This window comes from Rhodococcus sp. AD45-ID (genome assembly GCF_003023755.1).
GTDB classification, from domain to species: domain Bacteria; phylum Actinomycetota; class Actinomycetes; order Mycobacteriales; family Mycobacteriaceae; genus Rhodococcus_F; species Rhodococcus_F globerula.
The window spans coordinates 417741-430917 of the sequence record NZ_PYHL01000002.1 but is presented as its reverse complement, the minus strand read 5'-3'; the positions used below and the strand labels follow the sequence as shown (position 1 = coordinate 430917).

Genomic DNA, 13177 nt, shown 5'->3' with positions numbered 1-13177 from the left:
CACGGCGGGTATTGATTCCATCGCCGATCGTGGAAGAGAGTTGTGGGGCGGGCGGGGCTCGAACCCGCGACCAATGGATTATGAGTCCACGGCTCTAACCGACTGAGCTACCGCCCCATCCGAGTTGCCTGACATCTCGGCGCGTCCGAATGTTACCGGCACCGCTGACGCGAATCACAACCGGGCAGGGTGTGACTGGTGTAACTCATATCGGAGCAGGTACCTCGACTTGGTTCGCACGGGTGCCGGAACCCGATAACGTTGGAGAGCACACCCCACTGAACAGGATCATCACATGAAGCTTGCACTCTCTGAATTCAAGAACTCCAAGGCCACGATCCGGATCATCATGTCCGACGGCGCAAAGCTCAACGGCACCGTCAAGGACTTCTCCGAGGACACGTTGGTGCTCAACTCCCCCAACGGGGTCTACTACATCAACCCGGCCCACATCGTTCGCTTGTTCGAGCCTTCGGACCGCGCAGCGAAGTAGTCGCTCGCACCATGAACACCGAAGCCCGGCGCAGAATCCTGCGCCGGGCTTTCGCTTCAGACAACCACCGACTTCGAACGACCACCGACAGGAAGGGCAACAAATGAAGGTCACCGCCAAGGTCACGAAATCCGGCGATTGGTGGGCCGTCGAGGTGCCCGAGGTCGACGGCGCATTCACCCAAGCACGCCGACTCGATCAGATTCCCGACATGGTCGCTGACGCGGTGCACCTTCTCACGGATGTTCCTGCCGGGGATGTCGAGGTCACGCTCGACGTCAACCAAACCCACAGCCCCGGCGCGCAATTCGAATAGATCTCAGTCGGCCGACTCGCCCTGCAGCCTCGGGGGCTCGTCCGGGCGATCATCTTGTAGACAGGGCGGAATGTGTCCGCTAGCGGCATAGTTGGCATGGTGTTGGATATGCGGCGATGTCGTTTGGGGCCGGTATTGGCTGGCTCCGTTGCTGTTCTCGCGGTTGGGGTAGTTGTTGCTTTCCAGATTGTGGACGACCGACGGTCCCCGGCAGCTGCCCCGCAGGGGCAGGTTATCGGGCAACCCACATGTCTGGCGCCTGACGTGCTCGAGGCGGTCATTCCTATACCGGTCCAGTCACCGGAGTACCTAGTAGACCCATTGCCTCCGGCAGGAACGATTCCCGAGAGCTTCCAACCGACATCGGTGGTGGTGTGCGAATTCCTGAAGTTCGCGGACGACAACAGTGGGGCGATCCTGAGGCAGACGAGGAGAAGCGGTGATTTGACGCGAGTCGTCGCTGAATTGGCGCAGCCCTCGCTCGATCGTCCGTGGTTCGGCGAATGCCCCACTGCGTCGACCATTCCCACTCCTGTGGTTTGGCTGGTCGATGCCAGCGGACACGGTGTGAGAGTTGCTTTTCCGACAGGAGGTGCGTGTGGGCACCCACTACCGGAGGCATACGAGGAAGTCATGAACCTGGCCGTGCAGGACGACCAAGCGCACTATCTTCCCAGTGCATTGTGAGGTTCTTACCTACCTGACAACGATCAAATCTCGGACGAATACCTCCCCTAGATATCTGAGTACCCGTCCGGATCCAGCTGATCAGCGCCAGCCTTCGCATCATCGCGGTCACGCGCCCCAAAAAAACCTAACCCAGTGGTCTGCCATAGACGATCAGGGACGCGGCGGCGTAGATCTACCGACTGCGCCAGCGATCAGCCTGCGGCATGGCACCGGCGCATGGCGGCGTTCGCACAGTCTTGCCACACTTGCGGCAGTAGTGCGTTCGATGCCCGCCGTTCTCGGCCGTCACACAGCCGCAGACTTCCCATCCGACGAGACAGGTGCCACCGGTGAGGGCGTGCCCGCTGGGGCAACTGGTCGGCGCAGACTCGACAGACATATCAGAATCTTCGCACACACATTCGAATGACAGCTGTCGGTCACGCGGCGCCTGGCAGGCCGTCGACATAACCGTGCAACAAAAAAATCCCTGATCCGCATTGCTGCGGATCAGGGATTCTTCTGAACGCTCCCCCGGCTGGACTCGAACCAGCAACCGTCCGATTAACAGTCGGAAGCTCTGCCAATTGAGCTACAGGGGATTGTCTTGCTCGCTTCGCCCGTTCCGGCGTTGCCTGAGAAACTGTAGCGAATCCACCGCCGAAGTACCAAATCGCCTGCCCAGCGAGTCATCAGGCAGGATGGAGTCAGGACGATCGGTGCTGGAGGGAAGCAGGAATGATGCGTTTGTTGATCGGTGTTGCCGCTGGGTACGTCCTGGGGACGAAAGCAGGGCGGGCCCGGTACGAACAGATCAGTCGGGCCGCGAAGGCGGTGGCGACCAGTCCTGCCACGAAGAAGGTGCTCGACGCGTCGCGTCAGAAGCTGGCTGATTCGCTCAGCACGCAGCCGAAATTGGAGCCCATGAAGCCGATCAACGAGGAAACCACGATCCTGATCCCTCATGACCAGTTGAAGAAGAACCGCTAGTCAGACGCTGTTGTCGCCGACGGCTTGCTCACGCAGCTGTCGGCGGTACTGCTCGAGGGCGACGAGGTCGCCGAACAGCGAGTTGTACTCGTCCGGTGCTGCGGCGGGTGAGATGCGCTGCAGTTTCGATTTGAGGTCTGCGACCTGTTCGCCGACCCAAGCCTCCTGCAGTCGCGCGAGCACGCCGCTGATGTAGCGGGGAACTGTGTCCTCGTCACATGGCATCGGTTCGACGGCAAGTTCGGAGATCACTGAGGCAACTGTCACATCTTCGACGCCCTTGGTGACAACCTCGATCCATTCGGCGCCGCCGAAACCCTTGCTGGTGCCTCCGGCGTCGGACATCGACTGCCTGATTGCCACGTAGGCGGGATGAGTGAACGTCTCGACGGGCAGTGAGTCGAACACCGTTCCGGCGATCCCTGGGTACTGCAGGGCCGCTTTGAGCACCGCTCGCTGCGTGGACAGCCCCGGATCGTTGGGCCGGGGCCGTGAGATGCCGATCGGGAGCGCAAGGGCGTCGTCGCTGGGCTCCGGAATGACCTGACGCCGCTTCGGCGCGGGTGAGGAACCTCGGGTGGACGCACGTTTGCGAGCTTCGTCACGGACACGTCGACGCACGGACGGCAGGTCGTCCCACCCGACCCATCCGCACAGCAGGTTGGCGTAACTGTCACGCAGAGTCGATTCCTTGATCTGCGCGACGACGGGAACGGTACGACGCAAAGCCTCGACGCGACCTTCCGCTGTGTCGAGATCATGCTCGGTGAGTATCGACTTGACCACGAACTCGAACATCGGGGTTCGCCTCGCCACGAGGTCGCGGACTGCGGCGTCGCCCGACGCCAGCCTGAGATCGCACGGGTCCATTCCGTCGGGAGCGACGGCAACAAACGTCTGCCCGGCCATCTTCTGATCACCTTCGAAAGCCTTCATCGCGGCAGCTTGCCCCGCGGCATCGCCGTCGAAGGTGTAGATGATTTCGCCGCGAAAGTAGCTGTCGTCCATCAGGAGTCGGCGCAGCATCGCGAGGTGTTCCTCGCCGAATGCGGTGCCACACGACGCGACAGCGGTCTTGACGCCGGCCAGATGCATCGCCATGACATCGGTGTACCCCTCGACCACCACAGCCTGATGCCCCTTGGCGATGTCGCGTTTCGCGAGATCGAGGCCGAACAAGACCTGAGACTTCTTGTACAGGATGGTTTCCGGGGTGTTGACGTACTTGCCTGGCATGGTGTCGTCGTCGAAAAGTTTGCGGGCACCGAAGCCGATTACGTCGCCGGCAACGCTCCGGATGGGCCACAGGAGTCGACGATGGAAACGGTCGATCGGGCCGCGTCGCCCCTCCTTGGCCAGGCCGGCGGCTTCGAGCTCCTTGAACTCGAATCCCTTGGCCATCAAGTGCTTTGTGAGTGTGTCCCAGCCTTCGGGGGCGTAGCCGCAGCCGAACTGCAAGGCCGCAGCGCCGTCGAAATTTCGCTCGGTGAGGTAGTCGCGCGCAGCTTGGGCGTCTGGCTCCCGCAGGCGCGCCGCATAGAACTCCTGCGCTGCCGCGTTGGCCGCGATCAAACGCGCACGGGTGCCGCGATCGCGCTGAACCGAGGGACCGCCGCCCTCGTAGGAGATCGAGTAGTTCAGCCGGTCGGCCAACTGCTCGACAGCCTCGACAAAACTGATGTGGTCCATCTTCTGCAAGAAGGAGTAGACGTCGCCGCCCTCACCGCAACCGAAGCAGTGATAAAGCCCATGGTTGGGACGAACGTGGAACGACGGCGACTTCTCGTCGTGGAACGGGCACAGCCCCTTGATGGAGTCGCCACCCGCACGCTTGAGCGAGACGTATTCACCGACGATGTCTTCGATGCGTGTGCGTTCGCGAATGGCCGCGATGTCTCTGTCAGAAATTCGGCCCGCCACGTATGTCAGTCTAGGCGGTCCACGAACTGCGCCTGACACGGCAAGTTCGTCACGGGTGGTCTGGAGTCTGGCGGTAGGAGTTCGGTGTGAAACCGAGGACGTTGCGGAAGTCGGCGGACAGGTGGGCGTGGTCTGCGTAACCGAGATCGGCCGCCACTTGCGCGATCTTCACCGACGGATCTTCGCGTAGCCGTTGTGCGGCTTCCTGAAGTCGGTAGCGTCGAATGATTGCCAAGGGCGGCAACCCGACGTATCGCTGGGCAAGGCGTTGAACACCACGGACAGAGGTGCCGAGAAGTTCGGCGATATCACCGACACGGATCACTGTCCGATCCGAAGCGATCAGGTCTTCCATTGCATTTGCCTGTCGACCACTCTCGTCGTCGGGCGCAATGTGCTGGGCCGCCCACTCGGAGAAAGCCGCAATCGCACGCTGCCTACCCACCTCGTGGTCAGCCTCACCCATCGCCGACATCACTGCCTCGTGCAAGTCCGGCGCGGCGATCTGCACTTCGGTGTTCTGGATGGTCTGCGGATCAGCTCGCAACGACGCGAGGCCCGCCGGCCGCAACAGTGCACCCACCGCCCAGCCACTGCCGGACAGGTCACGGTGCGATGCCCCTGTCGACGGGCCGACCAGGGACACCCCGCCGGGTTCGACCACGAGATTGGAAGCGGGGAACGGCAGCACTTCCTGTCGGACAGTTCGGCCGGGCGCCAGCTGCCATCGCGGAATCCAGAACCAGCGGATACGCCCTTCCAACGAGGCGTCGGCCGGTTCGCGGTGGAACGTCGGGAGTTTGGTCGGGTACAGAATCCCGCGACTGTCATTGGGCATGACCAACTGCCGTCCTCCTCGTTCGTCGCAAATCTTCAAGCCACAGCCCATCTGACGGCGCTACCTTCGTTTCATGAACGCAGACAGCATTTCCCAGCAGGGCGTGACCGGCGAGCACACAACAGACGGCATCCCGCACGGCTCGACGAGCTTGACCCCGTTTCTGGCGATCAAGGGAGCCGCCGACGCGATTGAATTTTACCGGTCGGTGTACGGCGCACGCGTCGTCGACATCACCGAGTTCAGCGGCGTCGTCGTCCACGCCGACCTCGATTTCGGAAACGGTCGGCTCCAACTCGGCGAACCCAACCCCGATTACGGCCTCGTCGAGGCACCTTCCGGCGACGCCGACTCCTACTCGATGGGCCTGTACTGCTCAGATGTCGACGCAGTCGTCGAGCGCGCAGTACAAGCCGGCGCGACCGTTCGTGAATCGGTAAGCACGTTCGTCTCGGGCGACCGGTTTGCCTCGATCCGCGACCCCTTCGGCGTGCGTTGGTCCATCATGACGCGCGTCGAGGACCTCAGCGAAGCCGAGAGTGCGCGCAGGGTCGCAGAATGGGCGCTGACGCAAACGCCGTCGAGTTGAGCAGTCAGCCCCAACTCGCCTGGGCGCCGAGGCTCGCCTTGTCGACCCGCTCGAGGCGACTCTCGGTGTACGACGCGATCTGATCCACGACAACTCGGGTGCGCGCCGCATCGTTTTCCGCTCGCTCCCAGGCAGGCAGCAAGATGGGGTCCAATCCGGCGGGCGCGGTTGCCAGCAGCCATTCCGCGACGCGATGAACTCGGTCACGTTGACGGTCTTGGCGGGCCTTGTGCCCGTTGTCGGACATCACGTAGTACAGCGCAACGGTTTTGAGCAGCGCTACTTCGGATGCCACCGCTTCGGGGATGTCGAGGTCTGCTTGGTACCGCGACAGCGGCCGGTCTCCGTTGGTCAGCCGGGTGCGAGCGATGGCTGCCGTCGCAAAGCGTCCGACCAATTCGCTGGTCAGGTTTTTCAATGCCACGGAACTGTTCAGGGTCCCGTCGTAGCTGCCGACGCTCTGCACGACGGGCAGTTCCGACAACCGCTGCGCAGCGTCGATCAGATCGTCGATCACCAGGCCGCGAAACTCCGAGGCACCCAACTCGGCGAGTGCCCGTTGCTCGCTCGGATCGGCCAGTGACCGAAGGTCGATACGGCCGGCGATCACGCCGTCCTCGACGTCGTGCACCGAATAGGCGACGTCGTCGGCCCAGTCCATGACCTGAGCTTCCAATGCTTGCCGACGCCCGGGCGCTCCGTCGCGGACCCAGGCCAACACATCGGCGTCATCGTCGTAGGCGCCGAACTTGGCTCCGGGTTCCGGCCTGGTCCACGGATATTTGATCGCGGCGTCGAGGGAAGCCCGGGTGAGGTTGAGTCCGGCACTGCGTCCGCCTGAACCCAAGATCTTGGGTTCGAGGCTCGTGAGGATGCGCAGGTTCTGGGCGTTGCCTTCGAACCCGCCGCAGTCTTTCGCGACCTCGTCGAGTGCCTTCTCACCGTTGTGCCCGTACGGAGGGTGCCCGATGTCGTGGGCCAAACCGGCGAGGTCTACGAGATCGGGATCACAGCCGAGGCCGTCGGCGATACCGCGACCGATCTGCGCAACTTCCATCGAGTGCGTGAGCCGGGTACGCGGGGTGTCACCATCGCGAGGACCGACTACCTGGGTTTTGTCGGCCAGGCGTCGTAGCGCCGCGGAGTGCTGCACGCGAGCGCGATCCCGCGAGAAGTCGGATCGATGTTGGGCGGCGGCAATCTGAGTTCCGGGCAATCCCGCTCGCTTCGGCGCCTCGACAATGCGGCGCTCCAGATCGTGCTCGGAATAGGTTCCGCCGCCGTACGTGGTGTGTGCCGTCATGTCGGTTGTTCCTATTGCCCTGCCGTGTAGGGAAAATCAGCGGAGAAGTGCGTCAGTTGGTACCAGAGCAGAGCGCCCGTTTCGCGCGCGATGCCATGCAGTTGGGATTCACGGGTGAACACGGCCGGCCCTTGTCTGGTCGGCGCCGTCCAGGCTTCGAGGCCGGTGTCGCGGGCCATGGTTCGAGTGCGCAGTGAATGCCACGGGTCACTGACCAGAACTGCGGAATTGATTCCCTGCGAAGCCATTTCGTCACTGACGGCATCAATGCTCAGCAGGGTGTCCGAGCCGGTTTCGACGGCGGTAATCGCACTCGACGGAATCCCGCGGTCGGTGAGATACATCTTTCCGGACGCGGCTTCGGTGTACTCGTCACCTTCCTGCTTGCCGCCGACGGTGATGATCTGCGGCGCTACCCCACGCTTGTACAGCTTGTACGCCTGCTCGAGCCTGGCTTCGAACACCGACGACGGAGTTCCCGAATACTGAGCGGCTCCGAGAACAACAATCGCGTCGGCTGGTGTCGTGTCGTCGATCCGCGCAACCTGCCAGACCCGGACGGCGGTTCCGCCGATCAAGACGAAGGTCATCAGTAGAGCCCCGGCGATGAGGCGTCGGGTCCATCGAGCCAGACCTTCGCCGAAGCCGCCGCCAGCCCCGGAGGGCGCAGAGTTGCGGGAGCGGTTGCCGAAAGCTGGTTTCACTCCCGCAATTGTGCCAGCCCTGATCGCTCCCCCGCGCTGCCGACGCGCCATAACGGTTAGATTTGCGTCATGGCCTTCGCAGCACACATCGAGCAGTCGTCTCCAGCAGACCACGACCGGGCATTCGTCCGGCCGATCCGGCGTTGGGGCAGCGCGAGCGCCGTTGCGGCGATCTTCGCGATCCTGGCATTGATCTTCAGTCCTGCCACTGCGTCGGCTGATCCGCCGTTGGTCCTTCCCAACCAGATCACCGATACCTCTGGTGTGCTCAACGACGGCCAGAAGGAGGACATCCAAGCTGCGCTCGACCAACTCAGCGAAGACCATCAGATCGATCTGTGGGTTGCGTTTGTCCCCGACTTCAACGAGATGGGTGGCCAGGCGTGGGCCGATCAGACAGCAACGAAATCCACTCTCAGCGGCACCGACGTCCTGCTTGCCGTCGCGACCACGGAAGGCGCCTACTACCTCGACGTGCCGCCCGGACTGACAAACATCACACAATCCGACATCGACTCCATCAAGTCCGACGCGACGGAACCTGCTCTCGCCGACGGCGATTGGGCAGGAGCCGCCATTGCCACCGCCGGCGCGCTCGGTGACGCAAACGCCAAGAGCGGCGGCATGTCCGTAAGCACACTCCTCATCGGCGGCGGCGCGGTCATCGTCGGAACCGGTGGAGTGGTTCTGTACTCACGCAAGCGGAAGAGCGATCGAGACAAGGCCAGCCTCGAGGCCGCGAAGAACATCGCACCCGACGACATCGCCGCCTTGAACGCACTTCCCTTGCCGACGCTGGACGAGCGAGCTCAGGCCATTCTCGTCGAGACCGACAACGCCATCGCGTCGAGTCAGGAAGAACTCGAACTGGCGCGGAGCGAATTCGGTGATGCGGCCGTCGCGCCGTTTGCCCAGGCTTTCGACAAGGCCAAGGCGACACTCGCCGGAGCCTTCGGCATCAGGCAGAAACTCGACGACGCTATCCCGGAGTCACCCGAGCAGCGGCGCCAGATGCTCATCGACATCATTTCCTCGTGTGGCCGTGCCGATCAGGAACTCGATGCGCGGGTCGACGAGTTCGACACGATGCGTGATCTTCTCATCAACGCGCCCGCTCGCCTCGATGCCCTGACTCAGACTGTTGTCGCCGTCAGCGTGCGTCTGCCGGAGTCCGAGAAGATCCTGAACGAGCTGAAGAACCAGTTCCCGGCTCCGACCCTGGCGCCGGTCGCCGGCAACGTCACCATGGCCGGTGAGCGGTTGACTCTGGCCGAGCAGTCCATCGAGCAGGGCCGCGACGCCGTTGCCTTGCCCGCCGGTAAGCAGGGCGCTGCCGTCACAGCGATTCGGACCGCGGAGGCCGCGCTGGACCAGGCTCGCAAACTTCTCGACGCCGTGGATCACGCGGCAGACGACATCCGCAACGCTATCGCTACCCTCCCCGCCGCGATGGACGACGTTCAGCAGGGCATCACCGCTTCCGACGCCTACATGGCCCAGGGCGGCGATAGATTGGCCGCCGCCAAGGCCGGTGCACAAGCCGCGTTGGCTCACGCCCAGACATCGAAGGACAGTGATCCACTCGGCGCCTTCAACCAGATTGTGGCCGCCGACGCACAACTCGACGCATTGCTCGCAGAGGCTCAGGAGCAGAAGCAACAGCTCGAACGGGCGCAGCAACGCCTCGCGCAGGACATCCTGGCGGCCCAGGCACAGGTCACTGCTGCCGGCGATTTCCTCAATACGCGACGCGGCGTCATCGGCGCCGAGGCCCGCACCCGCTACGCCGAGGCGCAGCGCCATCTGCAGGCAGCTCAGCAGTTGCAGGGCACCGATCCGTCGACGGCTCTGCAGCACGCGCAGGCTGCAACAACGCTGGCCACCCATGCTCTGCGGGCGGCCCAGAGCGACGTCAGCACATGGGAGGCAAACCAGCGTCCCCGCGGCGGAAGCGGCGGCGGCGGCAACGCGGCAGGCGCCATTCTCGGCGGCATCCTGATCAACAGCGTTCTCCGTGGCGGCGGCGGTGGACCGCGTTCGTACGGCGGTCCGAGCAGTAGCGGCCGGGGCGGCGGATTCGGCGGCGGCGGGTTCGGCGGCGGCGGTGGAGGACGCGGCAGTCGCGGCGGTGGCGGCGGCGGCCGGTTCTGAGTCAACTACCCGAGGTAGTAAAATTCTGACTTTGTTCGCGACCGACCTCGTCGTACGCTTCATCCGGCAAGTCGGGATCACAGATCATACGAAGGTGTTATGAACAACGTCGCTCCGCAGATTACCGTCGTGGTACCCACGTACAACGAGCGTGAAAACCTGCCCAAGCTCGTCGATCGTCTCGCCGCATTGAAGATCCCGAACCTGGCAGTACTCGTGGTGGACGACAACTCCCCCGACGGAACCGGCGAGGTAGCTGACAAGCTCGGCATCGACGGCCCCATCCCGGTGGGTGTTCTGCATCGCACCGCCAAGGACGGACTCGGCCGCGCGTACGTCGCCGGTATGACGCGGGCCCTCGCCGAGAACGCCGACATCGTCATTCAGATGGACGCCGACCTGTCCCATCCGTCCGAAGTGATCCCCGCCATGATCGAGATCCTCACCACAACCGACGCTGCGGTGGTGCTCGGTTCGCGCTACGTCGAGGGCGGCGCCGTGGCCGGCGACTGGCCGTGGCACCGCAAGGCACTGTCGGCATGGGCCAACTTCTACGTCAACGCAATCCTTCGGCTGCACGTCAAGGACGCCACCGCCGGGTTCAAGGCGTGGCACGCAAAGACGTTGCGCGCCATCGACGTCGAATCGGTGCAGAGCAACGGCTACGCCTTCCAGGTCGAGATGAACTACCGAGTTGTGCAGCGCGGCATGAAGATCGCCGAAACCCCCATCCGTTTCGAAGAGCGCACCGACGGTGTCTCGAAGATGAGCCTGGCTGTTCAGCTCGAATCGGCACTGGTTCCCTGGAAGCTGAAGTTCGGCAAGAAGTCACTCTGATTTCGCTCTGAAGAACTCCGCGGTCTCGCGGTTGGATGGATAAAAACATTCGATCGCGATCTCTGCCAAAGTGACATCGCGCGGCGTACCGAACACGGTGGTGGTACTGAACATCGCCAGTTCGGTGTCGCCCGCGCGAATCCGCAAGGGCACCAACAGAGAACTCTCGTCCTCATGCCACTCGCCGCCGCTGGGATAAGTCAGCAATTCTTCCAACAGCGCACCCAACTGCGCGTCGGCGGTTACCTCGACCTCACGGCGCAGCCGAGCGATCACGTGATTTCGCCACTGCGCCAAGTTCACGATGCGCTCAGCCATGCCTTCGGGATGCAAACTCAGCCGCAGAACGTTGACCGGCGGCTCCAGAAGAAACGACGCAGCGCCCTCCGTCAGGATGCTTACCGCCCGATTGCCGACGATCAGATCCCACTGGTGATCGACCACCACAGCCGGGTACGGGTCATGGGCGTCGACGATGCGATTGATGGCGTCGCTGACAGCGGACATCGGCGTTTCCGCCAACGCATTCTCCGAATAGGCCGGTGCATGACCGCCCGCCAGCAACAGCGTATTCCGCTGCCGTAGCGGCACTTCCAAACACTCGGACAAGTGGATAATCATGTCCTTACTGGGTTTCGATCGACCGGTTTCGATGAAACTCAAGTGCCTCGTCGAAACTCCGGCAGCGGAGGAAAGCCCCAACTGAGTGAGCCGTCGTCTCTCACGCCACGACTTCAGCTGGGCTCCCACATGCGTGCTCTGAGTCATCCACTCAACGTAGCGACAAGGTGTAATCAACGCCATGACCTCCGAGGTAATCGACTGACGTCACATCCGCTTGGCACAGTGATCTCAGCCGGGAAACAAACCCCGGACCTCGACAACCAGGAGGATCTGCCATGAGTGACTTCGACGCAATCGCACACGCCTACATCGATCTGTGGAACGAAACGGATCCCTCGGCGCGCCAGGAACGAATCGAGCAACTGTTCGCGGCCGATGGCCGGTATACCGATCCACTGGCAGATGTGACCGGACACAGCCAGATCGACGCGATGATCAGCGCTGTGCAGCAGCAGTTTCCGGGCATGACCTTCACACTCGCCGGACCGGTGGACGCACACCACAGCCAAGCTCGCTTCGGCTGGAAGCTCGGCCCGGCCGGCAAAGAATCCCTGATCGACGGATTCGACGTGCTCGAACGAAATGACGACGGCCGGTTGACGCTTGTTCTCGGGTTCCTCGACAAGGTGCCCTCAGCCTGAATCCCCCACCACCGACAGCGCTGCACCTTCAGCGCTGTCGGTGACCCGTGCCATCATCATTGCCGATGAACGCTCACGGATGTACCTGGTCCACACCGATTCCCGAACCCGAGGGCGCGGAGTACAGCGCTCACTCCCTCACTGTCGACGGGCGCAGCGCCGTGTACCGTCGCGCAAAGACGACTCCTACCAAACTCGGGCAGTTCGTGACGCTGTGGCGACGATCGGACGCCGGGCCGATCCGCCCGTTCGATATTTCCGACGGCGTCGAATTGTTCGTCGTGGAGGTATACGACGGAGATCAACTGGGGCACTTCATTTTTCCCGTCGACGCTCTCATCACGAATCGAGTGGTTTCGACAGACTTCACGGGCGGTAAACGCGCCATTCGTGTCTACCCGCCGTGGGTAGCGCCGACCAGTGTGCAGGCCGTCAAATCCCAGCGCTGGCAACTCGAGTTTTTCGCCCCACTCACTGCAACTGATATGTCGCCATGATGACTCCGGTTGTGGTGGAAGCACTTTCGGCGAGAGTGAACCGCGCGAGTGCGGCGCCGTCAGGAAACAACCTGCGTCCCGTTCCGAGAACCACAGGATGGATGAGCAGAATGTAGGTGTCGATCAATTGGCGCTGCGCCAACGACGTGATCAGTTCCCCACTACCCAGAATCACCAGATCCGGCCCCTCGGTGTCCTTCAACTGGGCAACCGCGTCGGCCGCGTCACCGCGGAGCAACGTCGAGTTCTTCCACGGCAGCGGTTCAGTTAATGTGCGCGACGCAACATATTTCTGCGTGTTGTCGAGCACTTCAGTGAACGGATTGTCGGTCTGGTGCGGCCAGTACGACGCAAAACTCTCGTACGTCCGTCGTCCGAAGAGTAGCTGCGATCTCGCAGCCATTCCCTCGCCCATCTTCCGCGCCATGACCGCGTCACTGAACGGCGCAGCCCATCCCCCGTGCTCGAATCCGCCGCGACGGTCCTCGTCGGGCCCACCCGGTGCCTGCATGACACCGTCGAGAGTCACGCTGTTGGTCACACTGAGTTGTCTCATATGTCTGTTCCTACGCCTCGAAGGCCGCCGGGAACAGCAAACGGGCGAC

At 62.8% G+C, this 13177-nt stretch carries 15 protein-coding genes and 2 tRNA genes; 9 read left to right on the top strand and 8 right to left on the bottom strand.

Going from position 1 to position 13177, the window contains the following annotated elements; genetic code table 11:
* Nucleotides 1–43: 43 nt before the first annotated feature.
* Nucleotides 44–117: transfer RNA gene (locus C7T36_RS18140), tRNA-Ile, on the bottom strand.
* Between the two features lie 178 nt (nucleotides 118–295).
* Between C7T36_RS18140 and C7T36_RS30580 the strand changes: the two genes are divergently transcribed.
* From C7T36_RS30580 to C7T36_RS29860, 3 genes are all read left to right on the top strand, one after another.
* The gene (locus C7T36_RS30580) at nucleotides 296–493 is read left to right on the top strand and encodes a hypothetical protein (RefSeq protein WP_230590060.1); all 198 of its coding nucleotides are present in this window, start codon (nucleotides 296–298) and stop codon (nucleotides 491–493) included.
* Nucleotides 494–596: 103 nt separating this feature from the next.
* Complete coding sequence (locus C7T36_RS18130; RefSeq protein WP_045067024.1) at nucleotides 597–809, top strand: hypothetical protein; 213 nt, start codon at nucleotides 597–599, stop codon at nucleotides 807–809.
* A 444-nt stretch (nucleotides 810–1253) separates the two neighbouring features.
* Complete coding sequence (locus C7T36_RS29860; RefSeq protein ID WP_146153448.1) at nucleotides 1254–1496, top strand: hypothetical protein; 243 nt, start codon at nucleotides 1254–1256, stop codon at nucleotides 1494–1496.
* Between the two features lie 511 nt (nucleotides 1497–2007).
* On the opposite strand, the gene C7T36_RS18120 is transcribed toward C7T36_RS29860, so the two are convergent.
* Nucleotides 2008–2080: transfer RNA gene (locus C7T36_RS18120), tRNA-Asn, on the bottom strand.
* Nucleotides 2081–2216: 136 nt separating this feature from the next.
* Between C7T36_RS18120 and C7T36_RS18115 the strand changes: the two genes are divergently transcribed.
* On the top strand, nucleotides 2217–2468 hold the full coding sequence (locus tag C7T36_RS18115) for a hypothetical protein (protein WP_033233058.1): 252 nt from the start codon (nucleotides 2217–2219) through the stop codon (nucleotides 2466–2468).
* On the opposite strand, the gene dnaG is transcribed toward C7T36_RS18115, so the two are convergent.
* Complete coding sequence (gene dnaG / locus C7T36_RS18110) at nucleotides 2469–4388, bottom strand: DNA primase (RefSeq protein WP_033233056.1); 1920 nt, start codon at nucleotides 4386–4388, stop codon at nucleotides 2469–2471.
* 49 nt (nucleotides 4389–4437) lie between these two features.
* Nucleotides 4438–5226, bottom strand: a complete 789-nt coding sequence (locus tag C7T36_RS18105; protein ID WP_045067020.1) for a helix-turn-helix domain-containing protein — start codon at nucleotides 5224–5226, stop codon at nucleotides 4438–4440.
* A gap of 73 nt (nucleotides 5227–5299) precedes the next feature.
* On the opposite strand from C7T36_RS18105, the gene C7T36_RS18100 reads away from it, so the two are divergent.
* Nucleotides 5300–5815 carry a glyoxalase/bleomycin resistance/extradiol dioxygenase family protein gene (locus C7T36_RS18100; RefSeq protein WP_033233054.1) on the top strand — a complete coding sequence of 172 codons (516 nt, stop codon included), beginning with the start codon at nucleotides 5300–5302 and terminating at the stop codon, nucleotides 5813–5815.
* 4 nt (nucleotides 5816–5819) lie between these two features.
* On the opposite strand, the gene C7T36_RS18095 is transcribed toward C7T36_RS18100, so the two are convergent.
* Nucleotides 5820–7118, bottom strand: coding sequence for a deoxyguanosinetriphosphate triphosphohydrolase (locus C7T36_RS18095; protein ID WP_045067019.1), 1299 nt, complete (start codon nucleotides 7116–7118; stop codon nucleotides 5820–5822).
* Between the two features lie 11 nt (nucleotides 7119–7129).
* Complete coding sequence (locus C7T36_RS18090; protein ID WP_230590072.1) at nucleotides 7130–7708, bottom strand: YdcF family protein; 579 nt, start codon at nucleotides 7706–7708, stop codon at nucleotides 7130–7132.
* Between the two features lie 183 nt (nucleotides 7709–7891).
* On the opposite strand from C7T36_RS18090, the gene C7T36_RS18085 reads away from it, so the two are divergent.
* Nucleotides 7892–9973 (top strand): TPM domain-containing protein, encoded by a 2082-nt coding sequence (locus C7T36_RS18085; RefSeq protein WP_045067017.1) that lies wholly within the window; start codon nucleotides 7892–7894, stop codon nucleotides 9971–9973.
* A 99-nt stretch (nucleotides 9974–10072) separates the two neighbouring features.
* On the top strand, nucleotides 10073–10810 hold the full coding sequence (locus C7T36_RS18080) for a polyprenol monophosphomannose synthase (protein WP_033233048.1): 738 nt from the start codon (nucleotides 10073–10075) through the stop codon (nucleotides 10808–10810).
* Here C7T36_RS18080 and C7T36_RS18075 read toward each other — a convergent pair.
* Nucleotides 10802–11578 carry a helix-turn-helix domain-containing protein gene (locus C7T36_RS18075; RefSeq protein ID WP_045067015.1) on the bottom strand — a complete coding sequence of 259 codons (777 nt, stop codon included), beginning with the start codon at nucleotides 11576–11578 and terminating at the stop codon, nucleotides 10802–10804. The two genes, C7T36_RS18080 and C7T36_RS18075, sit on opposite strands and share 9 nt — an antisense overlap.
* A 131-nt stretch (nucleotides 11579–11709) precedes the next feature.
* Between C7T36_RS18075 and C7T36_RS18070 the strand changes: the two genes are divergently transcribed.
* Entirely contained in the window at nucleotides 11710–12075 is a 366-nt protein-coding gene (locus tag C7T36_RS18070) for a nuclear transport factor 2 family protein (RefSeq protein WP_045067013.1), read from the top strand.
* Nucleotides 12076–12140: 65 nt separating this feature from the next.
* Nucleotides 12141–12572, top strand: a complete 432-nt coding sequence (locus tag C7T36_RS18065; protein ID WP_239654709.1) for a MepB family protein — start codon at nucleotides 12141–12143, stop codon at nucleotides 12570–12572.
* Here C7T36_RS18065 and C7T36_RS18060 read toward each other — a convergent pair.
* The gene (locus C7T36_RS18060) at nucleotides 12547–13128 is read right to left on the bottom strand and encodes a dihydrofolate reductase family protein (protein WP_045067009.1); all 582 of its coding nucleotides are present in this window, start codon (nucleotides 13126–13128) and stop codon (nucleotides 12547–12549) included. The two genes, C7T36_RS18065 and C7T36_RS18060, sit on opposite strands and share 26 nt — an antisense overlap.
* Between the last annotated feature and the right edge of the window lie 49 nt (nucleotides 13129–13177).

What these genes read in the sequence shown, in the direction of transcription:
- C7T36_RS18070 (WP_045067013.1), top strand. Translation starts at nt 11,710, where the DNA reads ATGAGTGACTTCGACGCAATCGCACACGCCTACATCGATCTGTGGAAC.
- C7T36_RS18085 (WP_045067017.1), top strand. Translation starts at nt 7,892, where the DNA reads ATGGCCTTCGCAGCACACATCGAGCAGTCGTCTCCAGCAGACCACGAC.
- C7T36_RS18075 (WP_045067015.1), bottom strand. Translation starts at nt 11,578, where the DNA reads ATGACTCAGAGCACGCATGTGGGAGCCCAGCTGAAGTCGTGGCGTGAG.
- C7T36_RS18080 (WP_033233048.1), top strand. Translation starts at nt 10,073, where the DNA reads ATGAACAACGTCGCTCCGCAGATTACCGTCGTGGTACCCACGTACAAC.
- C7T36_RS18130 (WP_045067024.1), top strand. Translation starts at nt 597, where the DNA reads ATGAAGGTCACCGCCAAGGTCACGAAATCCGGCGATTGGTGGGCCGTC.
- C7T36_RS18060 (WP_045067009.1), bottom strand. Translation starts at nt 13,128, where the DNA reads ATGAGACAACTCAGTGTGACCAACAGCGTGACTCTCGACGGTGTCATG.
- C7T36_RS18100 (WP_033233054.1), top strand. Translation starts at nt 5,300, where the DNA reads ATGAACGCAGACAGCATTTCCCAGCAGGGCGTGACCGGCGAGCACACA.
- C7T36_RS30580 (WP_230590060.1), top strand. Translation starts at nt 296, where the DNA reads ATGAAGCTTGCACTCTCTGAATTCAAGAACTCCAAGGCCACGATCCGG.
- C7T36_RS18090 (WP_230590072.1), bottom strand. Translation starts at nt 7,708, where the DNA reads ATGACCTTCGTCTTGATCGGCGGAACCGCCGTCCGGGTCTGGCAGGTT.
- C7T36_RS18115 (WP_033233058.1), top strand. Translation starts at nt 2,217, where the DNA reads ATGATGCGTTTGTTGATCGGTGTTGCCGCTGGGTACGTCCTGGGGACG.
- C7T36_RS18095 (WP_045067019.1), bottom strand. Translation starts at nt 7,118, where the DNA reads ATGACGGCACACACCACGTACGGCGGCGGAACCTATTCCGAGCACGAT.
- C7T36_RS18065 (WP_239654709.1), top strand. Translation starts at nt 12,141, where the DNA reads ATGAACGCTCACGGATGTACCTGGTCCACACCGATTCCCGAACCCGAG.
- C7T36_RS18105 (WP_045067020.1), bottom strand. Translation starts at nt 5,226, where the DNA reads ATGCCCAATGACAGTCGCGGGATTCTGTACCCGACCAAACTCCCGACG.